This is a genomic window from Bacillus sp. D7-8 (genome assembly GCF_052055895.1).
GTDB lineage: Bacteria > Bacillota > Bacilli > Bacillales > Bacillaceae > Bacillus > Bacillus velezensis.
Genome location: NZ_CP179922.1, coordinates 3,734,139 through 3,756,896, shown reverse-complemented (window position 1 = coordinate 3,756,896; position 22,758 = coordinate 3,734,139). Strand labels below are relative to the sequence as shown.

17 protein-coding genes are annotated in these 22,758 nt (G+C 48.2%); 10 read left to right on the top strand and 7 right to left on the bottom strand.

From position 1 onward, the window contains the following. Nucleotide 1: 1 nt before the first annotated feature. The 4 genes from ACKTRM_RS18570 (at nt 2) to ACKTRM_RS18555 (ending at nt 4,305) form a co-directional block, all read left to right on the top strand. Complete coding sequence (locus tag ACKTRM_RS18570) at nt 2-943, top strand: sugar-binding transcriptional regulator (protein WP_012118823.1); 942 nt, start codon at nt 2-4, stop codon at nt 941-943. Nucleotides 944-1,033: 90 nt separating this feature from the next. Continuing rightward, nucleotides 1,034-1,702, top strand: a complete 669-nt coding sequence (gene deoC, locus ACKTRM_RS18565) for a deoxyribose-phosphate aldolase (protein ID WP_004393277.1) — start codon at nt 1,034-1,036, stop codon at nt 1,700-1,702. 92 nt (nt 1,703-1,794) lie between these two features. Next, entirely contained in the window at nt 1,795-2,976 is a 1,182-nt protein-coding gene (locus ACKTRM_RS18560) for a NupC/NupG family nucleoside CNT transporter (RefSeq protein ID WP_004393280.1), read from the top strand. Between the two features lie 27 nt (nt 2,977-3,003). After that, the gene (locus ACKTRM_RS18555) at nt 3,004-4,305 is read left to right on the top strand and encodes a pyrimidine-nucleoside phosphorylase (protein WP_012118822.1); all 1,302 of its coding nucleotides are present in this window, start codon (nt 3,004-3,006) and stop codon (nt 4,303-4,305) included. Nucleotides 4,306-4,344: 39 nt separating this feature from the next. Here ACKTRM_RS18555 and ACKTRM_RS18550 read toward each other — a convergent pair whose 3' ends face one another. From ACKTRM_RS18550 to hutP, 6 genes are all read right to left on the bottom strand, one after another. Further along, entirely contained in the window at nt 4,345-5,763 is a 1,419-nt protein-coding gene (locus ACKTRM_RS18550; RefSeq protein WP_007407815.1) for an amino acid permease, read from the bottom strand. Nucleotides 5,764-5,833: 70 nt separating this feature from the next. Further along, nucleotides 5,834-6,784 carry a formimidoylglutamase gene (gene hutG / locus ACKTRM_RS18545; protein WP_012118821.1) on the bottom strand — a complete coding sequence of 317 codons (951 nt, stop codon included), beginning with the start codon at nt 6,782-6,784 and terminating at the stop codon, nt 5,834-5,836. Further along, the gene (hutI, locus tag ACKTRM_RS18540; protein ID WP_012118820.1) at nt 6,777-8,042 is read right to left on the bottom strand and encodes an imidazolonepropionase; all 1,266 of its coding nucleotides are present in this window, start codon (nt 8,040-8,042) and stop codon (nt 6,777-6,779) included. Before hutI ends, hutG begins: the two co-directional genes overlap by 8 nt. Before the next feature lies 1 nt (nt 8,043). Continuing rightward, nucleotides 8,044-9,708: a urocanate hydratase gene (gene hutU / locus ACKTRM_RS18535; protein ID WP_012118819.1), complete on the bottom strand. Its 1,665-nt coding sequence runs from the start codon at nt 9,706-9,708 to the stop codon at nt 8,044-8,046. After that, on the bottom strand, nt 9,705-11,243 hold the full coding sequence (hutH, locus tag ACKTRM_RS18530; protein ID WP_041482230.1) for a histidine ammonia-lyase: 1,539 nt from the start codon (nt 11,241-11,243) through the stop codon (nt 9,705-9,707). Before hutH ends, hutU begins: the two co-directional genes overlap by 4 nt. A 112-nt stretch (nt 11,244-11,355) precedes the next feature. After that, the gene (gene hutP, locus ACKTRM_RS18525; RefSeq protein WP_004393292.1) at nt 11,356-11,802 is read right to left on the bottom strand and encodes a hut operon transcriptional regulator HutP; all 447 of its coding nucleotides are present in this window, start codon (nt 11,800-11,802) and stop codon (nt 11,356-11,358) included. A gap of 241 nt (nt 11,803-12,043) precedes the next feature. On the opposite strand from hutP, the gene ACKTRM_RS18520 reads away from it, so the two are divergent. Both ACKTRM_RS18520 and ACKTRM_RS18515 read left to right on the top strand, forming a co-directional pair. Next, the gene (locus ACKTRM_RS18520) at nt 12,044-13,450 is read left to right on the top strand and encodes a glycoside hydrolase family 43 protein (RefSeq protein ID WP_012118817.1); all 1,407 of its coding nucleotides are present in this window, start codon (nt 12,044-12,046) and stop codon (nt 13,448-13,450) included. Between the two features lie 179 nt (nt 13,451-13,629). After that, on the top strand, nt 13,630-14,019 hold the full coding sequence (locus tag ACKTRM_RS18515; RefSeq protein ID WP_012118816.1) for a (deoxy)nucleoside triphosphate pyrophosphohydrolase: 390 nt from the start codon (nt 13,630-13,632) through the stop codon (nt 14,017-14,019). Here the strand turns inward: ACKTRM_RS18515 and ACKTRM_RS18510 are convergent. Beyond that, nucleotides 14,008-17,139: a DUF3427 domain-containing protein gene (locus ACKTRM_RS18510; RefSeq protein WP_012118815.1), complete on the bottom strand. Its 3,132-nt coding sequence runs from the start codon at nt 17,137-17,139 to the stop codon at nt 14,008-14,010. The genes ACKTRM_RS18515 and ACKTRM_RS18510 overlap by 12 nt on opposite strands. Before the next feature lie 667 nt (nt 17,140-17,806). Between ACKTRM_RS18510 and ACKTRM_RS18505 the strand changes: the two genes are divergently transcribed. The 4 genes from ACKTRM_RS18505 to ACKTRM_RS18490 all read left to right on the top strand — a co-directional run bounded on the left by ACKTRM_RS18505 (nt 17,807) and on the right by ACKTRM_RS18490 (nt 22,645). Beyond that, nucleotides 17,807-19,642 (top strand): beta-glucoside-specific PTS transporter subunit IIABC, encoded by a 1,836-nt coding sequence (locus ACKTRM_RS18505; protein WP_012118814.1) that lies wholly within the window; start codon nt 17,807-17,809, stop codon nt 19,640-19,642. 18 nt (nt 19,643-19,660) lie between these two features. After that, on the top strand, nt 19,661-21,058 hold the full coding sequence (locus ACKTRM_RS18500) for a 6-phospho-beta-glucosidase (protein WP_012118813.1): 1,398 nt from the start codon (nt 19,661-19,663) through the stop codon (nt 21,056-21,058). Nucleotides 21,059-21,139: 81 nt separating this feature from the next. After that, nucleotides 21,140-21,586, top strand: a complete 447-nt coding sequence (locus ACKTRM_RS18495; protein ID WP_007407802.1) for a universal stress protein — start codon at nt 21,140-21,142, stop codon at nt 21,584-21,586. Nucleotides 21,587-21,733: 147 nt separating this feature from the next. After that, entirely contained in the window at nt 21,734-22,645 is a 912-nt protein-coding gene (locus ACKTRM_RS18490; protein ID WP_012118812.1) for a DMT family transporter, read from the top strand. Nucleotides 22,646-22,758 lie beyond the last annotated feature (113 nt).

The following is a 22,758-nucleotide window of genomic DNA, read 5'->3' as shown; positions in this document are numbered from 1 at the left end:
CATGGATCGTGAAAAACAGCAGCTCAGCATAGAAGCGGCAAAACTATATTATCAATCAGATTACAGCCAGCAGCAGATCGCCGAACGGCTTGATCTGTCACGCCCCACCGTTTCAAGGCTGCTTCAGTACGCAAAGGAAAAAGGGTATGTTCAAATTCGCGTTATGGACCCGTTTGAGGATCTGGACGAACTCGGCGCGAAACTGGAAGAAAAATACGGGCTGCTTGAGGCGCACGTCGTCTTTTCTCCAAGTGACGATTACCAGGCCATTACACATTACTTAAGCCGCTATGGCGCAGACTATATGCATAAAACCGTAAAGGACGGCGATATACTCGGCGTAAGCTGGGGGACGACGATGTACCAGATCGCAAGCCGCATGGAGCCGAAGCAGGTAAAGAGCGTTGAAGTCGTGCAGCTGAAAGGCGGCATCAGTCATTCCAATGTTAATACGTATTCGTCTGAAACGATTCAGCTGTTCGCCGAAGCATTTCAGACCATGCCGAGGTATTTGCCGCTGCCGGTTATATTTGACAGCGCCGATGTGAAACAGATGGTCGAACGGGACAGACATATTAAGCGGATCATTGAAATGGGCAGACAAGCCAATATCGCCCTGTTTACGGTCGGAACCGTCCGGGATGAGGCGCTGCTTTTCAGACTCGGCTATTTCCGGGAAGAAGAGAAACAATTGCTGAAAGCACGCGGAGTCGGCGATATTTGTTCGCGCTTTTTTGACGAGGAAGGCAGGATTTGCAGCAGCAGCATTAACGGCAGGACGATCGGAGTCGAGCTCAGCGACTTGAAAATGAAAGAGCGTTCGATTCTGGTGGCGGGCGGCAGCAGAAAACGCAAGGCCATTCACGGTGCTCTGAAAGGAAAGTACGCCAACGTTTTGATTACCGATCAGCATACGGCCAAAAAACTCATTCAAGAATTGTGACAATTCATGAACATAATTTCAATTACCAATTTACATATGTTCAAAATTCGGTTATTCTAAACGTATCCTAGGAAAAAGGAAGTGCATACAATGTCAATTGCAAGTCAAATAGACCATACTGCTTTGAAACCGCATACACAAAAAGCTGATATTTTACAACTGATAAAAGAAGCAAAAGAATATAAATTCGCTTCCGTTTGTGTAAACCCGACTTGGGTCAAACTCGCAGCGGAGGAACTGAAAGGCACTGGAGTTGACGTTTGCACCGTTATCGGATTTCCTCTCGGCGCAACGACATCGGAAACAAAAGCATTTGAAACGAAGGATGCCATCTCAAAAGGGGCAACTGAGGTTGACATGGTCATCAATATCGGCGCATTAAAAGACGGCGATGATGAAGCGGTTGAAGCTGATATCCGCGCGGTAGTTGAAGCAGCTGATAAAAAAGCGCTCGTCAAAGTGATCATCGAAACATGCCTTTTGACAGATGAAGAAAAAGAGCGCGCGTGCCGCTTGGCGGTATCCGCAGGCGCAGATTTCGTCAAAACGTCTACCGGTTTTTCTACAGGCGGGGCAACGGCTGAAGACATTGCTCTCATGAGAAAAACAGTCGGACCTGACATCGGGGTCAAAGCATCAGGCGGCATCAGAACAAAAGCTGATGTTGACAGCATGATCGCTGCGGGCGCGAGCCGGATCGGCGCAAGTGCGGGCGTCTCTATCGTGAGCGGCGGAGACAGCGGCAGCAGCGACTATTAATCAGCAGTGCGGAAGCTGAAAGCTTCCGCCATCCTCTTTCTTTGTTGATGCATAAAAAATTGTAAGCGAATACAAATAAAAGGAGAACACATATGAAGTATCTCATCGGAATTATCGGAATCATTGTGTTTTTAGGTCTTGCCTGGCTTGCCAGCAACGGCAAAAAAAGAATCAGAATCCGGCCGATCGCCGTCATGCTCGTGCTGCAGCTGATTCTCGGTTATATTCTCCTCAACACCGGTATCGGGAATTTTCTTGTCGGCGGTTTTGCAAAAGGATTTAACTACTTGCTGGAATATGCATCAGAAGGGATTAACTTTGTATTCGGCGGGCTTGTGAACGCGAAACAGACGACGTTCTTCATGAGCGTGCTTCTGCCGATCGTCTTTATATCCGCTTTAATCGGAATTCTGCAGCATTGGAAGGTCCTCCCCTTCATCACGAAGTATATCGGTCTTGCGTTAAGCAAGGTGAACGGAATGGGGAAAATCGAATCTTACAACGCTGTCGCATCCGCGATTTTAGGGCAATCAGAAGTCTTTATCAGTTTGAAAAAACAGCTCGGTTATCTTACTGAACAGCGCTTATATACGCTTTGCGCATCCGCAATGTCGACGGTTTCAATGTCGATCGTCGGTTCTTACATGATGATGCTGAAGCCTGAATACGTCGTGACGGCGCTTGTGCTGAACTTATTCGGCGGATTTATCATCGCTTCTATCATCAACCCGTACACCGTCAGCAAAGAAGAGGATTTGATCGTCGTTCCTGAAGAAGAAAAGCAATCCTTTTTTGAAGTGCTCGGTGAGTATATAATGGATGGATTCAGAGTCGCCGTCGTCGTAGCGGCGATGCTGATCGGATTTGTCGCACTCATTGCTCTGGTCAACGGCGTTTTCAACGCGGTCTTCGGCATTACATTCCAGGCGCTGCTCGGATATGTCTTCGCGCCGTTTGCGTTTTTAACCGGTATTCCGTGGAATGAAGCGGTGAGCGCCGGAAGCATTATGGCGACGAAAATGGTATCGAATGAATTTGTGGCGATGCAGACACTCTCATCCGGCGATTTCCATTTCAGTGCGCATACACAGGCAGTGGTATCTGTATTCCTTGTCTCATTCGCGAATTTCTCCTCTATCGGAATCATTACCGGTGCGGTGAAAGGGCTGCATGAAAAACAAGGAAACGTCGTCGCGCGGTTCGGGCTGAAGCTGCTGTACGGCGCAACGCTCGTCAGCTTCCTGACAGCGGCGATCGTCGGATTGATTCACTGAACATAAATGAAGGACAGGTGATAGGTCATGAGAATGGTAGATCTTATTGTAAAAAAACAAAATGGAAAAGAACTGACAACAGAAGAAATTCAATTTTTCGTAAAAGGATACACGGACGGAAGCATCCCTGATTATCAGGCAAGCGCACTGGCTATGGCGATTTACTTTCAGGATATGACAGATCAGGAGCGCGCCGATCTGACAATGGCGATGGTGAATTCAGGGGAAACGATTGATCTCTCCGCCATTGAAGGCATTAAAGTCGACAAGCACTCTACGGGCGGGGTCGGCGACACGACAACTCTCGTACTCGCACCGCTCGTCGCGGCGCTCGGGGTTCCCGTTGCTAAAATGTCCGGCCGCGGTCTCGGCCATACGGGGGGAACCATTGATAAGCTGGAAGCGATCGAAGGCTTTCACGTGGAATTATCAAAAGATGAATTCATCAAGCTTGTGAACCGCGACAAAGTAGCCGTCATCGGACAAAGCGGCAATTTGACGCCTGCCGATAAAAAGCTGTATGCGCTGCGTGATGTAACGGGTACGGTGAACTCCATCCCGCTGATCGCAAGCTCAATTATGAGTAAAAAAATCGCCGCCGGAGCAGATGCCATCGTGCTTGACGTCAAAACGGGAGCCGGCGCGTTTATGAAAACGGATGAAGACGCCGTGAACCTCGCCAAAGCAATGGTGCGCATCGGAAACAACGTCGGCCGCCAGACGATGGCCGTGATTTCTGATATGTCGCAGCCGCTCGGTTTTGCGATCGGGAATGCCCTGGAAGTACAAGAAGCCATTGATACATTAAGAGGGGAAGGGCCTGAAGACTTAAACGAACTCGTCCTCACGCTCGGCAGCCAAATGGTCGTATTGGCGAAAAAAGCTGAGACATTGGAAGAAGCGAGAATGAAGCTGCAGGAAGTCATGAAAAACGGCAAAGCGCTTGAAAAGTTCAAAGAGTTTCTGAGCAATCAGGGAGGAGACGCTTCCGTCGTTGACGATCCGTCCAAACTTCCGCAGGCGGCGTACAAAATTGACGTTCCGGCGAAAGAAGCGGGTGTCGTTTCAGAAATCGTCGCCGACGAAATCGGCGTCGCAGCGATGCTGTTAGGCGCGGGACGTGCGACAAAAGAGGACGAAATCGATCTTGCCGTCGGCATTATGCTTCGCAAAAAAGTCGGTGACAACGTCGAAAAAGGCGAGCCGCTCGTCACCCTTTACGCCAACCGCGAAAACGTTGAAGACGTGACCGCCAAAGTCTATGACAACATCCGCATCTCAGAAAAAGCGGAAGCGCCGAAACTGATTCATACGCTGATTACGGAATAAGACAAGAAAGGCACATACCTCATCAGTATGTGCCTTTTTTTATGGCATGGTTTTATCCAAATGAATGTCACGGACGGATTGTTTCGGCTGTTTCTTTCTCAAAAAACGAATGAGATAGCACAGGATCATACAAGGAATTCCGCAGAAGAGGGCGATTCTTTGATTGGGATCAAATGCAAGGCCTACGCATGAAGCGAAACATAAGATCACAGCGGCGATCGGAACGAGAGGGTATAACGGTGTGCGGAAGGTCAGATCCGAGACGCGTCCGCCGTTTTTCACATAATGTTTTCGAAATAACAGCTGAGACAGGGCGATGCTCATCCACACCACGACGCCGGCAAATCCGGCTATTGCCACAAGCACCACGTAGACCGTGCCCGGGGCGGCGATGCTTGAGATCAAGGATATGCAGGAAACGGCCATGCTGGCGAGCAGAGCATTCAGCGGAATGCCTTTCGGCGTGACTTTTTTGAACCGGGCGCTGATCATGTTTTCATTCGCAAGAGACCACAGCATCCGGGTGGAAGCATACAGTCCGGAGTTGGCGACCGAAAGCAAAGCCGTTAAAATCACGAAATTCATGATATCGGCGGCGTATGGGATACCGATTTGGGAAAAGACCGCGACAAACGGACTTTCAATCACACCGGCTTCCTTCCAGGAGATCAGTCCGGACAGCACAAAAATGGCGCCGATAAAAAAGATAACCGTTCTCCAGGCGACATTCCGGATCGAACGCGGAATATCTTTTGCCGGATTGGCGGTTTCACCCGCTGTAATTCCGATCAGCTCCGTCCCTGAAAAGGCAAAGCTTACGGAAATCATTGCAATGAAAACCGCAAGAAAGCCGTTCGGAAACAGTCCGCCGTGCGAGGTGAAATTCGACAGCATCGGAGCTTCACCCGAACCGTGCAATGAAATCAAACCGAACATCGCGGCGCCGCCTAAGATGATAAATAAAAGGATGGTAACGATTTTGACGCTGGAAAACCAAAACTCTGTTTCTGCAAACAATTTAACGGAGAATGCATTGGCGGCAAAAAGGAGAGCCGCGAAAATCGCGCTCCACATCCAGACGCTGCTGTGGGGAAACCAGCGCTGCATGAGGATACCGGAAGCTGTAAACTCCGATCCTACCGTCACCACCCAATTCACCCAATACATGATACCGACCATAAAACCCGTGGACGGCCCGATAAACGTTGTCGCATACGTTTGAAATGAACCGGTCACAGGCATGGCTACTGACAATTCTCCGAGACACTGCATGACAAGATACATCATCAAGCCGCCGATCAGGTAAGCGGCGATCGTCCCGCCCGGCCCGGCCTGGCTCAATGTATACCCTGTGCTCAAAAACAGCCCCGTGCCGATGACTCCTCCCAATGAAATCATAAATAAGTGCCTGCTTTTCATCGTGCGCTTTAGTTGATTGCCGCCTTGATCAACATCCATCGTGATCTCCCCCTTTTTGCGTGGCGTGAGAATCTTCCGGCAGCCGAGAGCACGCGTGCCGGATTTGACTTTAACGTGACAATCTAAATCCCTTTAATGCATGTAAAATGACGTGTGCGGCTGCCCGGCTTGTCATATCGCGAAAATCAAGTGTCGGATCAACCTCAACGATCTCAATACCCGAGATGTCAGCCTCACTGGCTAAAAACCGGACCGCCTGAAGCAGTTCTTCGGTATACAGGCCTCCGGGGCCGATCGCGGGGCAGCCGGGCGCATGGGCTTGATCCAGCACATCCATATCAACCGAAATAAAGATGGCGTCGGCTCTTTTTCGAACGGCCGGCAAGACCTCTTGTATCGTTCGGAGGAGCCCTTTCTCCCGGATCATCTCCATTGTATGCACGTCTGCCTGCCGCTCTTTTACGTATTGTTCATATGCCAAGCTGTTGCTGAACTCCCTGATTCCAAGCTGAATCAGGTTTTGTCCGCTTATGATATTTTCATCTAACAACCGGCGGAATGGCGTGCCGTTTGTCGGTCCTCCGTCTTCTGTGTTGCGGACATCGTGGTGGGCATCGAATTGAAACACGGCCGTTGTTCCTTTCGTTTCCGCAATGGCTTTGATGGTGGAATAACTGATGGAGTTGTCGCCGCCGAGAATGACGGGCACCCAGTCAGGCTGGTCCGTCAGAATGTCATGAATGGTCCGATAAATGTGTTCGTGAGATGTGACGACATCCGTGACGTGAATCTGAATATCGCCGATATCGTACAGATGGTCAATGACATGCTCCCGCAGCTCCGCGGAATAAGCGGAAATCCCGCCGAGCGCCCGGCGGATCGCACCGGGTGCAAAGCAGGCGCCGGAATGGCTGATTGACGACTTAGAAAGCGGAACGCCGATCAAAGCCGGCCCTTTGATCGTTTGTCCCGCCCACGCTTCCGTCACATCGCCGATCCTTGTCACATGGCGGTCGTTGAAGAGGGAGCCGGCTTTTTGCAGAAACGGATACTTATCCAAGAGCGGCTCCCTCCCTTGAGACAACCGTCTTTCCGTTCTTGATGACACGGCGGACATGATTGACGCCGTAATGATACGGGATATACATGTAATTCGGCGCTTCCCAAATGACAATGTCAGCCGCCCGTCCGGCTTTAATTTGTCCGGCCTCTTCGCCTTTTCCGATCGCATACGCGGCATTAACGGTGACGGCGTGCCAGATTTCTTCTGCGGTCATTTTTAAATGAAGCGCGGCAATCGACATAATGAGCTGGAGATTTTCCGTCGGTGAGCTGCCCGGGTTGAAGTCAGTCGCCAAACTGACCCGTACGCCCGCATCAATCATCTCCCGGGCTCTCGCATAAGTGTGTTTGCCGAGATAGAAAGTTGTGCCCGGCAGCAGGACGGCGATCGTTCCGGACGCCGCTAGCTTTTCGATGCCTTCGTCAGACGCCCCCACCAAATGATCGGCAGAAACAGCATGCAGCTCTGCCGCCAATTCCGCGCCGCCGAGCGGGTCAATCTCATCAGCATGAATTTTCAGGCCGAAACCGGCTTCAGACGCCTTTTTCAGGTAGTTCCGTGACTGGCTGACGGTAAAGACGCCTGTTTCTGTGAAAATATCGGCAAATTGCGCGAGGCCTTTTTCTTTTATTTCAGGCAAAAGCTGCAGCATGCGATTCAGAAATTCGTCAGGGCTGTTCCGGTACTCAGGCGGAATGGCGTGTGCCCCCATAAAAGTTGTGACAAGGTCAACCGGCTGGCGTTCGCCCAGTTTTTTCGCCGCGGTCAGCTGTTTCAGCTCCGTGTCTTTGTCGAGTCCGTACCCGCTTTTTACTTCTGCCGTCGTGATGCCGTATGACAGCATGCGTCCGAGGTGAAAAAGCCCTTTTTCAATCAGTTCTTCTTCGGAAGCGGCTTTCGTGTCTTTGACCGTTGACAAAATACCGCCGCCTTGCGCCAGAATATCCAAATAGGACATGCCCTGAATTTTTAAATTCAGTTCTTTTTCCCGGGACCCTCCGAATACAAGATGGGTATGGGGATCGACGAGGCCGGGGGTGACGAGCCGTCCCCCGCAGTCGATGATGTCTCTTGCCTCGTATCCTTCCTCCGCTCCTTGATGTCCGGCAAAAACAATGCGCCCGTCGGAAATGCCGATGACGGCATCTTCCGTGACACGAAGATCCTGCATGCTTCCGCCTGATCGGGGGCCGCCGGATTCCATCGTCAGCAGCTGGCCGATGTTGGTGAGTATGGTATCTATTTGTTTCGGCATGTTACCGCTCCTTTTTCATCGGTATCATAATGTCTTGTTCCTCGGCGACTTGAGCCGCTTTTTCATAACCTGCGTCCGCATGGCGGATGATGCCCATTCCCGGATCGCTTGTCAGAACGCGGGAAAGCCGCTGTTCCGCAAGGATGCTGCCGTCAGCGACCGCGACCATTCCCGCGTGAAGGGAATACCCCATGCCGACGCCCCCGCCGTGGTGAAAAGAAACCCAGCTTGCGCCTGAGGCCGTGTTGATCAGCGCGTTCAGCACCGCCCAATCGCCGACCGCGTCGCTGCCGTCTTTCATCGCTTCTGTTTCCCGATTCGGGGAGGCGACAGATCCGCAGTCTAAATGGTCTCTTCCGATGACGATCGGGGCTTTCAGCTCGCCGTTTCTGACCAATTCATTGATGGCGAGCCCCATCTTTTCCCGTTCACCGTAGCCGAGCCAGCAAATACGGGACGGCAGGCCTTGGAATGTGACTTTTTTCTGTGCCATGTCAATCCAGCGGTGAAGGGCTTGATTTTCTGGAAACAGCTCTTTTAATAAAGCGTCCGTGCGGTATATATCTTCAGGGTCACCCGACAGCGCGGCCCAGCGGAACGGCCCTTTTCCTTCACAAAATAAAGGCCGGATGTAGGCGGGAACGAATCCCGGAAAATCAAAAGCATCGGCGAGACCCTCATCTTTGGCAGCCTGGCGGATATTGTTGCCGTAATCAAAGACGACGGCACCTTTTTTCTTGAAGGCGAGCATGGCTTCCACATGCTTTTTCATACTCTGCTTGGAAAGCCTTACGTATAATTCAGGCTGATCCCGGCGCAGGCGGTCGGCCTCTTCAAGTGAGTATCCTGCCGGAATATAGCCGATCAGCGGGTCGTGAGCGGAAGTCTGATCGGTCACGATGTCAATATGGACGCCGCGGTTCAAAAGCTCATGATGCACCTCAGCCGCATTACCGAGAAGGCCGATCGATAAAGGCTCTCCGGCTTGTCTGGCTGCTTCGGCCCAGCGCAGCGCTTCGTCAATTGATGCGGTTTTACGGTCGCAATAGTTTGTTTCAATGCGTTTATCAATCCGTGTTTCATCCGCTTCAACGGCGATGACGACGCCATCATTCATCGTGACGGACAGCGGCTGGGCGCCTCCCATTCCGCCAAGTCCGGCCGTCAGCGTAAGGGTTCCTTTCAGACTGCCGCCGAAATGCTGTCTCGCAAGCTCCGCAAAGGTTTCATAGGTGCCTTGCAAAATACCTTGTGAGCCGATATAAATCCAGCTGCCGGCCGTCATCTGCCCGTACATCATCAGCCCTTTTTTCTCAAGGTCATGGAAATGCTCCCAATCCGCCCATTTCGGCACGAGAACCGAATTGGCCAGCAGGACGCGGGGCGCGCGGCTGTGCGTGCGGAACAATCCGACCGGTTTTCCGGATTGGATCAGCAGTGTTTCATCATCTTTTAACATTTTGAGGGAACGCTCAATCGCGTGAAAAGCATCCCAGTTTCGTGCGGCCTTGCCTATGCCGCCGTATACGATCAGATCCTCCGGCTTTTCGGCAACCTCCGGGTCAAGGTTGTTTCGGAGCATGCGGAGCACGGCTTCCTGCTCCCATCCTAAGCATTCAAGTTCGGTGCCGCGGCCGGCGCGGATTGATTTCTTTACATCAGTCATCTTGTAAGTCCCCCTTCATTGGTCATCAGTTTTTGGTGATGCTCATTCGGCAGAAAAGACTCCTTCTTCAGCCAGTCACTCAGATGCTCGATGTCATAAGAAAACACGCGGTCTTCTTGTATGGACGGCACGATGTTTCTCATTTCGTGATAGAGCTGTTTTGTGTACGAGGCGCAATGTTCCTCACCCCGGTACTCCACGGCCTGCAGCGCGCAAATAGCTTCAACGGCAAGCACCCGTCTCGTATTCGCAATGATCTGGTAGGCGTGCCTTGAGGCGATGGTTCCCATGCTGACGTGATCCTCCTGGTTTGCCGATGAAGGAATGGAATCGACACTGGCGGGATGGGCCAGGGTTTTATTTTCTGACACGAGGGAGGCCGCCGCATATTGCATGATCATCGCTCCGGATTGTAAGCCGGGCTGAGGGCTCAGAAAGGGCGGCAGGTCATTCAGCTGCGGATTCACAAGCCGTTCGATCCGGCGTTCAGAAATATTCGCAAGCTCGGCCGCCGCCACTTTGAGAAAATCCATGGCAAAGGCGATCGGCTGTCCGTGAAAGTTTCCGCCTGAGATGATTTTGGCGCCGTCTTCAAAAATGAGCGGGTTATCTGTCGCGGCATTCATCTCAATTTCTAATTTTTCTTTTACATACGCTAATGTCTGCCATGATGCGCCGTGGACTTGAGGAATACAGCGGATCGAATAGGCGTCCTGGACACGCAGCTCCCCTTGGACGGTCGTCAGCTTGCTGTCTGACAAGTAATAGCGGATTCGCTCTGCGACATCCATCTGTTCCTGATAACCGCGGGCGGCATGAATGTCCTCGTCAAACGCATCGATAATACCCTGAAGGCCTTCGATCGTTAAGCTCGCGATCCGTTCCGACTGATAGGCCAGTTTTTCGGCTTCTAGGTAAGCGATCAGCCCCATCGCGGTCATGGCCTGCGTTCCGTTGATCAGCGCGAGCCCTTCCTTAGAGGTCAGGACGGCCGGCTGAAGGTTTGTCTGTTCTAAAGCATGAGCTGTCGGCATCCGGGCCCCTTCGTAAAAGACTTCGCCTTGACCGATAAGCGCCAGTGCGAGATGAGAAAGCGGCGCCAAATCCCCGCTCGCCCCCAGTGACCCTTGCTGCGGGATGACCGGGTGAATGCGATGATTGAGGTACGCGAGCAGTTGATCAATCAGCTCAGTCCGCACGCCGGAAAAGCCTTTCAGCAGGGCATTGGCTCGCAAAAGCAGCATGGCCCGCGATACAGATTCCGGAAACGGATCACCGACGCCGCACGCGTGAGAAAGAATCAGATTCAGCTGCAGATCCGCGGCGTCTTCTTTTTGAATCAGCACATCGCTGAACTTGCCGAATCCCGTCGTAATCCCGTAAATGGTCTTCTCTTCCTGAACGATCCGTTCAACCGCCGCCCTGCTTTTTTTCACACGTTCCATGCTTTCGGCAGATGCTTGAACCTCTTCAAAATCAAACAGCACACGCTGGGCATCTGCGGTTGTCAGTGAGGAACCGTCTAACGTCACCATCATTTCAACCCCTTTTCCTTTACTTTGGTAAAGCGCCCATACAAAAAGGAGCTATGCCATGAAAATGATATTTCACGCATAGCCCCCTATCATCTGAAATCTATGGGCTGATTCATATGTGATTAATTCCGACTCCGAATGTTTCGTGCTCAAGCCCCTTAATCGGAGCTCCGATCGTGCCGTAAAGTGAAACGGCGATCCAATCGCCTTCCGCCTCGCTTTCATACGGATTTCCCCGCAAGACGGCAAACTTCAGGCCCACGGTACGAAGCAGCGAGCCAAGCAGCATTTCGCCCCGCGTCACTCCGTGCAAAGCTTCCATTGTGGCATGATACAGCGCATGTGATTCGCGATAACCCTCAGATTGAATGACGCCGCTCTTTTTGGAAGCGGTTTCAATTGCGGCTACCACCTTATGCGCATCCATTGAACCCACCCTGCCGAGACAGACTTTCCAGCCGTCCCGTTCCAGCCGGCTGATCTGCTGGTTTTCTTCAGTCTCATGAAGCAGAAGAAGGACGGACAGTCGCCCGATGCGGCGGTCTTTGTGTAAGGTCATATATGCTTCACTCAATTCTTAAATATTCTGATAACTAGTAACTGTTTTTTATATTAAGTGTTTGCGAATCAGAAGTCAAAACTTTTTTTCCAGTCTTTCACAAATCAGATTGTTATCGAAGTAAAGCGGTACATCGCGAAGCCGGCGCTGTTGATCACATATTTCCGCCATCCGCATCATAAAATGGAGCGTTGTCTTGAAAGCGTTTTAAGAAAAGAAGAGAGCGAGGAGATTTCAGAAAATGAAAACCAGTTTCTTTCGTGTGTGCCTGGTCTCAGCAGCGGTCATCGGGTTCACTCTGCCGCAGGCAAAAGCCCAGCATCCGGTTTTTTCAGAGGTCAGCGTGCATGATCCGTCCGTCATCAAAACAGGCGATACATATTATGTATTCGGCTCGCATTTGGCTTCCGCCAAGTCGAAAAACCTGATGCAGTGGCAGCAGATGTCTTCAAGCGTCAATCCCAATAATCCCCTGATCCCGAACGTCTACACCGAATTAAAAGAGACATTCGACTGGGCCCAGTCTGATACGCTGTGGGCGCCGGACGTCGCCCAGCTGTCTGACGGGAAATATTACATGTACTATAACGCCTGTAAAGGAGACTCGCCGCGATCCGCTCTCGGTGTCGCCGTGAGTGACAAAATCGAAGGACCCTACAAAAACAAAGGTATCTTTTTGAAATCGGGCATGGAAGGAAAAAGCGAAGACGGCACGACGTATAATGCAAACGTTCACCCGAACGTCGTAGATCCGCAAACGTTTTTTGACCACAAAGGCAAGCTCTGGATGGTGTACGGCTCTTACTCCGGCGGGATTTTCATACTGGAAATGAATCCGAAAACCGGTTTCCCGCTCCCGAACCAAGGCTACGGAAAAAAACTGCTCGGCGGAAATCACAGCAGAATCGAAGGCCCGTACATCAGCTACAATCCGGAAACGAAATATTACTATCTGTATCTGTCATTCGGCGGACTTGACGCAGCCGGCGGTTATCATATGCGTGTGGCGCGCTCTAAAAATCCGGACGGTCCGTACTATGACGCCGCAGGCCATAACATGCTTGATGCCAAAGGAAAAGACGGCAGTTTCTTTGACGACAAAGCAATTGAACCGTACGGGGTCAAACTCATGGGCGGCTACAGCTTCGCCTCACAATCTGAAAAAGGCACGGGCTACGTATCGCCGGGACACAACTCCGTGTTTTACGACGGGAAAACGAAACGATCATACCTCATTTTCCACACCCGTTTCCCGAACAGAGGCGAAGAGCACGAAGTCAGAGTGCATCAGCTGTACATGAACAAAGACGGATGGCCCGTTGCAGCGCCATACCGCTATGCGGGAGAACCGGATACACACATTCCGGCGGCCGCCGCATCCGGAGCCTACAAACTCATCCAGCACGGAAAAGACATCACAGCTACGATCAAAAACCCAAAAAACATCCAGCTTAACAACGACGGCACCATTTCCGGGGAAATGACCGGAACCTGGACAAAAACGGACAGCAGCAAAGCCCGAATTAACCTGAACGGCACAAACTATGACGGCGTCTTCCTGAAAGAATGGGACTCAGCGAGAGAGAAAGAAGTTGTGACGTTTAGTGTGCTGAGCGGTGATGGGGAGGCTGTTTGGGGAGTGAAGTGAATTAGCACCTACTCCATTTTGGAGGGTGCTTTTTTCTTGCTAATTAGGAGAATGACCTTCTATTGCTTTTAATAAACCATTTGAATTATGATGGATTCAACCTCTATCGTTTACAGTGAACAGTATAAAATTGAAAAATTTGAATACATACCTAAGAAAAGACGAAAGGAAGTTTAATTTTGAAAAAAACAATAAAAGTAGCCGCCGCAGTCATACAAAATGAAAACAATGAAATTCTATGTGCTCTACGTTCTCCAACAATGTCTCTGCCTAATCTGTGGGAGTTTCCTGGTGGAAAGCTTGAAGAAGGGGAGAATGCACGAGAAGCACTTGTAAGAGAAATTGAAGAGGAACTTGATTGTAAAATTGTTGCGGGCGATGTGATAGCCGATATTCATCATGAATATGAGAAGGTCATCGTCAATTTAATTTCAATAAAAGCGAAGATTGTATCAGGGAAGCCGGTAGCAAAAGAGCATGCGGAATTCAGATGGGTGCCTATTCGTGAGCTAGAATCACTAGAGTGGGCACCCGCTGATCTTCCGACCGTATCTGTTTTAATTCGTTAAATCCACATACAGGTTTTCTGGGACAGGCTGATGGAGCTTCCATTTGACATTCATTGGCTTGTCTCCGTGACTTGATACGTAATCCGCTTCTCCTACATAAATAAATGGTAAAGTGATGTTGTGCATTTCAGTGAATTTCCTCACAAATAAATGAATATGGTATCCTTTTTCCTTATGGTGAATAAAGTTTTGCCCTACGCTTGATGTATGTGAGGTTTGGTTTTGACTTTGCCAGTGAAAATGGCTAGGATCAATAAAATAATCTTTATATAGCAAATGATCTTCTACTTTTTCTGACTTATTCAAATTGATAAAGATTAAATAGTGATTTTTAACTCTACGTACACCCTCTCGCCAAGTCCCTTCCTGATCAGTTGACTGAAAAAGATAAATGAGCTCATTTCTTGTATAGGTTTGATACATTGTAAGCTTAATCTCTTTTGAAGCAAGGGCTTCTATATTGTTCATACGTCTAAATTCAATCAGTCCATAGTGGACGCGCTCCTTAATATACGGTCCGAATAATGGATCGTTTAATATCTCGCTCACTTCTGTATCTAACTTGAATGTATCACCTTGTAATGTACCAAAGCGCCAATTCTGTTTTTGATCTGATTTCGTTAAACGCTCCATTGCTCGCTGAATGAGGTCATCATGTGTATCTGTTGTGATTTGAATATGAAACTGTTTTTCTAACGATTCTTTTACATCTTCTATTGTGATGATATTTTTGTGAAAACCGCTCTGTAAAATTAACCATTCATAAGGCCATTTAATAGGTAATTGCTGTTCTAATTTTGCTACTATCCCTACAACCAAGGGGTTGTTGAGAATTCCTTCATCTGTAACATTCAAATCGTCCATTTTCTTTTTGGTCTGTACCCACGATTTGTATTTCTTTATAAAAAAGGTAAGCCCAGGTGCCTGTTCAGAGTATAGAAAATCAATTAATTCTGGAGAGCGTCCGAGCTCTTGTTTAAATTGCTTATATAACGTTTTCAGCATGGCATCTGAATTTAGTTTAATATGATCGATCTTATTTAAAATTTCTTTCTTCGTTACGGCTGAAAGGTCAACATAAGATCCTCCAGGTAAATCTGAAAACTCATGCGTCACGGCCACTCGGAGGGAATCTTTATCAAACGATTTTTGGCTTGTTTGTCCAGATAGTGCGAGTGGAATAACGAATGACTTTTGATAGTTTCCGATAAAATCCAGTATCGTTACAAACTCTTTGTCGTCAGTTTTTCTAAGTCCCCGTCCTAATTGCTGAATGAAAATCGTTGGTGATTCTGTTGGTCTAAGGAACAATAGTAGATTGAGCTTTGGAATATCTATTCCTTCGTTGAAAATATCTACTGTAAATATAATTTCTAAACTGTGGTGTGGGTCCTCCAAATGACGAATGACCTCTTGTCTTTTTGCAGGAGAATCATTTCCTGTTAAGTAAGTTGTATAAAATCCCAATTTATTAAATTCATCACTCATGTATATTGCGTGTTCGACGTTTGTACAGAAACCTAAGCCAACCATTTTCTCGCCGTGGAATCCATACATGTTGATCATCTTCATGATATATTCTACTCGTTTATGAGTTTTTAAATGATCTACTAGCGATTTCTCTTCGTACAGTCCATTTTTCACTTTTACTTTTTCGTAATCTACAGTATGATCTGAAATTCCAAAATAGTGAAATGGTGCAAGTAGCTCTGCCTTTAGGGCATCGCGGAGTCTGATTTCGTAAACAACATTATGATCACAAATCTGAAGCACATCTTTACCGTCAAGACGCTCTGGTGTTGCAGTTAAACCTAATAAAAACTTTGGTGTAAAGTAGTTTAATACAGCTTGATAGGTAGATGCTTCTGCATGATGGAATTCATCAATCACAATGTAGTCAAATTCATCTGTTGAAAAGGATTCCAATGTTTCTTTTTTATGTAGCGTTTGTACAGTGCTAAATAAAAAACGCTTATCTCTTTCTTTTTTCGTTCCAGTCAATAAACCAAAATCTTCATGATTATTGGTGACTTTCTGGAATGTTTCGATTGCTTTTGTAAGTAACTCTTCCCGGTGGGCAAGAAAAAGATATTTATTTGGTTTAAATTGCTCAAAATCAAATGCTGCTAAAAATGTTTTTCCGGTTCCAGTGGCGGCGATGATGACTGCTTTTGTCTCCCCTTCGTTTCTTGTTTTTTTAAGGTTTCGTAACGCTTCCTTTTGCATGGCATTCGGGGACATTTTCGTTTTGTAAAGAGAGTTTTGAGCAGCAAAGGAAGCACTTACCTTTTGGCTTCCTGCTTGGAATTCCTCATAGGCTTGTAAAAATTGTTCGTCAACAGGCTGTGTCTTTTCATTCCAAACAGTGTCAAACAAATCTTTTGTTTGTTGATAAACGGGGAGATATCTGGTTTCAGGTAGTCTAACATTTAACTCATACCCGGTCGTAAGTGCAGCTTGTGATAGATTTGAAGATCCTACAATGACACTATGCTGTCCAGAACAGCGTTCAAATAAGTATGCTTTCGTATGGAAAGATTTTTTATATTCATTTGCAATTTTCAACTCAACATTTTCAAATTGAAGAAGATGTCTTAACGCTTTCGGTTCTGTAATACCCATATAGGTAGATGTAATGATGCGTACAGGGACATGTCTTTTAGCAAGCTCCTGAAGCGGAGGGATCAAAAGCTGAACACCAGACCACCTTGTAAAACTAACCATAAAGTCTACCCGATCCGCCGTTAACATCTCGTGTTTTAATGCTTTGAAAAAGTTATCATGAGTTTGATGATTTCCTAGCAGTTTCAGACGATGTAGAGAGAATTCCTCTGAAATAGGAAGTTCCATTTCGTTTAAACTATAAAGCACTGTGGAAAGTGGTAATGAAAAATTCGTATGTTGTCCAAGCTGAGAGGCAACTTTCTCGCTCAGCTGAATCGCTTGTTCATATTGATCTTGATCCACAAGTGTTTGAAATGTCTCGCTCAGTTGTTTTGCCGTATGTAAAGTCAACACCTCTGCATATTCTTTAGGGCTGACCGGTTGAATGCGATGTGATGTTGGATAAAGTTTTTGTTGTTGCTGGATTTCCTCATGGAAGCCTCTATGATTTCTCATCATAATCTCCTTTTTTATATCAATAATTCCATTTTATCACTACCCTTGCCAATAGGTAATACTAAAAAAGAAGAGAATAAAGTCCTATTTTATTAAGCGTTTAAAAAATAACGCTGAGGTAGTTTGGTGAAGTATGGAATATTCTTACATTGAAAATGCTGTTGAGGTAATGGGCTTGAATTGACTGCATGATCTAGTATTTGCTCTTATCAACTGGAAGCAGGTACTATTTTAACCGTTGTGGACAAACTAGAGAAGTGTGAAATTAAAGTAGAGAAGAGGAATTAGGGCGCAATTTAACTTAAAGCTACTTTATCAGAGGAACTTAACATGAGGGTTCTTTTAGTTAATATAGTAGATGGGAACAATATTTTAATGCCTTTATATATTTGACTAGTACATTTTTAAAAATGTAAGCGTTGACACCCAATAAATCCAGTGCTAAAGTATACATATCAACCCAATATCATTCACCCAGGATTGTTACTGCAAATCGCAGGCAAAACCTAAATTGCGTCAGACAGGGGGAGACTCCCGTGTTCTGTGCAGTTTGGGTTTTTTTTTATACCCTTTTTTCGGAGGTGATGCTGATTTCATAACAAAAAAAGCCGGAGAAAGGCGGGCACCTTTCGTCCGGCGGTTCCCCCATTTTTAAGGAGGTATACTCATGGACTATCATAAAATATCAAAAGAGATATTACAACTTGTCGGCGGGGAGGAGAATGTTCAGAGTGTCATCCATTGCATGACGCGGCTTCGTTTTAATTTGTATGACAATGCGAAAGCAGATCGGAGCGGGCTGGAACAGACGGAAGGCGTGATGGGGACAAATATCAGCGGCGGGCAATTTCAGATCATTGTCGGCAATGATGTGCCGAAGGTGTATCAGGCTTTGATGGAGAGCAGCGGGCTCAGTCATGAAAGCGCAAACAAAACTTCGAAGCAGAAGAAAAATGTGCTGAGTGCCGTATTTGACGTGATTTCCGGTGTGTTTACACCGATTCTGCCGGCCATTGCAGGAGCCGGCATGATAAAAGGGCTTGTCGCGCTAGCGGTGACATTCGGCTGGTTGTTGGAGAAGAGCCAGACTCACAGCATTCTCACGGCTGTCGGTGACGGTGCGTTTTATTTTCTGCCGCTTTTGCTTGCGGTAAGCGCGGCGAGAAAATTCAGATGTAATCCGTACGTGGCGGCCGCTGTGGCGGGTGCGATTCTGCATCCGGATTTAACGGCCCTGCTTGGAGCAGGGAAAAGCATCTCCTTTATCGGTCTTCCTGTAACCGCTGCCACGTATTCATCGACAGTCATCCCGATTTTGCTGGCGATATGGCTGATGTCCTATGTAGAGAAAGGAATTGACCGAATCACGCCTTCATCTTTGAAATTGATTGCCGTTCCGATGCTTACGCTTGTGATCGTCGTGCCTGTCACCTTGATCACAGTCGGCCCGCTCGGCGCGATTCTCGGGAATTACCTGTCTGTCGGCGTCAATGATTTGTTCAATCATGCGGGTATTGCCGCGATGATTCTTCTTGCCGGCACATTTTCCCTCATCATTATGACGGGGATGCATTATGCGCTTGTGCCGATCATGATCAATAACATCGCCCAAAACGGACATGATTATATTCTGCCTGCGATGTTTTTGGCGAATATGGGGCAGGCCGGCGCGTCATTTGCGGTTTTCTTAAAATCCAAAAACAAAACCTTCAAATCGCTGGCGTTTACGACGGGCATTACGGCATTGATGGGCATTACCGAACCCGCGATGTACGGCGTTAACATGAGATTGAAAAAACCGTTCGCGGCAGCATTAATCGGCGGCGCGGCAGGCGGAGCTTTTTACGGTGTAACGGGCGTCGCTTCTTACATTGTCGGCGGAAACGCCGGTCTGCCGAGCATTCCGGTCTTTATCGGGCCGACATTTCTTTACGCGCTGATCGGGCTTTTTGTCTCATTTGCGGCCGGTATTGCGGCGGCACTGCTGATCGGGTTTGAGGATGTACAGTCCGAACGGGACAAAGCGTCTGAAGCGCCAGGGGTGACGGCAGGCGGAGAAATCATTCACAGCCCGATTAAAGGCGAAGTGAAAGCATTAAGCGAAGTGAACGACAGCGTCTTTTCCGGTGGAATGATGGGAAAAGGTTTTGCGATTCTGCCTGAAGAGGGCGCAGCGGTTTCTCCCGTAGAAGGGAGGGTGACAGCCGTATTTAAAACAAAGCACGCCATCGGCATTACGAGCACCCGGGGAGCCGAGGTTCTCATTCATATCGGGCTTGATACCGTCCGGCTGGATGGCAGGCATTTTGAGATGCATGTCAAAGAAGGCGATACTGTCGCGCCGGGAGATCTGCTGATTACTTTTGATATCGACGAGATAAAGGCTGCCGGTTTTGACGTGATCACGCCGGTCATCATTACGAATACGGATCAATATTCATTTACAGACGTGAAAAAAAGCGGAATGGTCAAACCGAACGAAGCGCTTCTGGCGTTATCCTGAAAAAGAGGTGGAGAAAACATGAAGAGATTTCCGGATGGTTTTTTATGGGGCGGCGCAACGGCTGCCAATCAGATTGAAGGAGCTTATAAAGAAGGAGGCAAAGGACTTTCTACGGCGGATGTCTCCCCGGATGGCATTATGTCTCCGTTTCATGAGACAGACGATGCGCTGAATTTGTATCACGACGCGATTGATTTTTATCACCGCTATCAAGAGGATATCGCCCTGTTTGCGGAGATGGGCTTTAAAGCGTTCCGCACCTCCATTGCGTGGACGAGAATCTTTCCGAACGGCGATGAAACAGAGCCGAATGAAGAAGGGCTGCAATTTTACGACCGTTTGTTTGACGAATTGAGAAAACATCAGATCGAACCGGTTGTCACGATTTCTCACTATGAGATGCCGCTCGGTCTTGTGAAAAACTACGGCGGCTGGAGAAACCGCCGGACGGTCGATTTCTATGAGCGGTACGCCCGCACGGTTTTCACCCGTTATAAAGACAAGGTGAAATATTGGATGACCTTCAATGAGATCAACGTCGTTCTTCACGCTCCGTTTACAGGCGGCGGCCTTATATTCCGGGAAGGCGAAAATAAACAAAACACGATGTACCAAGCGGCCCACCATCAATTTGTGGCGAGCGCGCTGGCGGTAAAAGCAGGCCATGAGATCATCCCGGATTCACAGATCGGCTGCATGATCGCCGCGACGACGACGTATCCGATGACGCCGAAGCCGGAGGATGTATATGCGGCTTTGCAAAAAGAGCGGAGCACGCTGTTCTTTTCTGATGTACAGGCGAGGGGCAGCTATCCGGGCTATATGAAACGCTTCTTTAAAGAAAACGGAATTACGATCGAGATGAAGGAAGGAGACGAGGCGCTCCTGAAAGAACATACGGTGGATTACATCGGCTTCAGCTACTACATGTCGATGACGGCCAGCACGGCGCCTGAGGATCTGGCGCAATCTAAGGGAAATCTTCTCGGCGGCGTGAAAAACCCGTACCTGAAATCTTCCGAATGGGGCTGGCAGATTGATCCGAAGGGCTTGCGCATCACCTTAAACACGCTGTACGACCGTTATCAGAAACCGCTCTTCATCGTCGAAAACGGACTCGGCGCGGTTGATCAGCCGGAGGAGGACGGAAGCATTCAGGATGACTACCGCATCAATTATCTGCGTGATCATTTAATAGAGGCAAGAGAGGCGATTGAAGACGGCGTCGACCTGATCGGCTACACGTCGTGGGGGCCGATTGACCTCGTCAGCGCCTCCACGGCAGAAATGAAAAAACGCTACGGCTATATCTATGTCGACCGCGGCAATGACGGAAAAGGCACGTTTGAAAGAAAGAAAAAGAAAAGTTTTTATTGGTATAAAGACGTCATCGCCACAAACGGAGAAAGTCTGTAAGCGCAATGTTCCGGAGAAAGCCGGCAAAATTGACATTCAGCAAAGAGAGGAGGACAATAAAAGCAGAAAGGCGGGATTCATATGTTTAAAAAAATTCTTGCAGCAGTAGACGGTTCAGACATGAGCAATAAAGCCCTGGACGCAGCGATCCATCTGGCGAAAGAACAGCAGGCTGAACTCACCATTCTCTATGCGGGACGTGAAGCCGTTGTCTCCACATCAGCTTTAACCGGGATTGTCTATGTTCCGGAAAACTTCATTGAAGACATCAAACATGAAGTCGAGCAAAAAGGAGCGGCCATTCTGGAAGATGCCAAGCAGAAAGCGGCTGAAAGCGGAGTAAACGCGGAAAGCCTGTACGTCCAAGGCGAACCTGCGCATCAAATTTTAAACATAGCGAAAGAACAGCATTTCAATCTGATTGTCGTCGGAAGCCGCGGAATCAGCGGATTTAAAGAAATGATGCTCGGAAGCGTGAGCCATAAGGTCTCACAATTGTCTCCTTGTCCTGTACTGATCGTTCATTAAACAGAAGACCCTGCTGATGCGGGGTTTTTTTCATGAGAAAAGACCGCCGGTTTTCGAAAAATAGGGTGAAATCTTCCTCTGAATCAAGTAAAATGGCTGTTAGTATTTGTCTGAATAAACAGCCAATGATATGGAGGAAGCAAATCAATGCAAGCTGAACAAACATCAAATGCCGTCATCAAAATGGTCATTTCCATGGTCATTTTCGGATCAATCGGCTTTTTCTCAGAACATACGAATGTGCCTTCAATTGAACTGGTCTTTGTGAGATGTCTGTGCGCCTCATTGTTTCTGGGCGTTTGCTGGTTTGGTTCCGGACGGTACCGCACCGAACAATGGAACCGGCGGGAGGTGCTGCAGACACTGGCCTGCGGATTTTTTCTCGTGCTGAACTGGGTGTTTTTATTTAAATCGTTTGAGGAGACATCAGTGACGATAGCGATTTCCGTTTATCATCTGGCTCCGGTTCTCGTCCTTCTTCTGGGGAGCCTTATATACCGGGAGAAACTGCATATGGTGTCCGTCACTTCCATCGTAATTTGTTTTCTGGGCACCGCCCTGATTTCCGGCATCAACGGAAGTACATCATTTTCTCAGCTGATGGGATCGGGTATTATTTGGGCCGTGCTGGCCGCTCTTTTTTATGCTTTTACGACACTGGCCGGGAAAGGCATCAACAGCCTCAGCCCATACGCCGTCACCTGTTTGCAGACCGGATTGGGCGTTATCATTCTTCTTCCGTTCGTCCGTTTCGGCGCTTTTTCTGATTTGTCGCATGTGAACTGGATCATGATTGTGTCGACCGGTATCATCCATACGGGAATTGTGTATTTGCTCTTTTTTGACAGCTTGCGGTTTTTATCCACCCGGTTTATTTCAATCATCGTATTTCTTGATCCGGCGGTGGCGATTGTGCTTGACACCGTATTTACGGGATTTCGCCCCGACCTTTATCAATCTTTGGGGATTGTATTGATTTTTGCGGGAATGGCGCTGTCTCTGATTCGAAAGCAAAAAGCCGTGCCGGCGGAAACTCAGGCAGACAGCACCCGTATATAGGCGGCCGTACCGGCTGCTTTTTTTTATTTTGGGGCTTTTCAGCCATAACGAAAAAGCAGACAAACAGATCATGGAAAAAGAGGATAGTAATTGTATAATACTTCTTGTGTTTA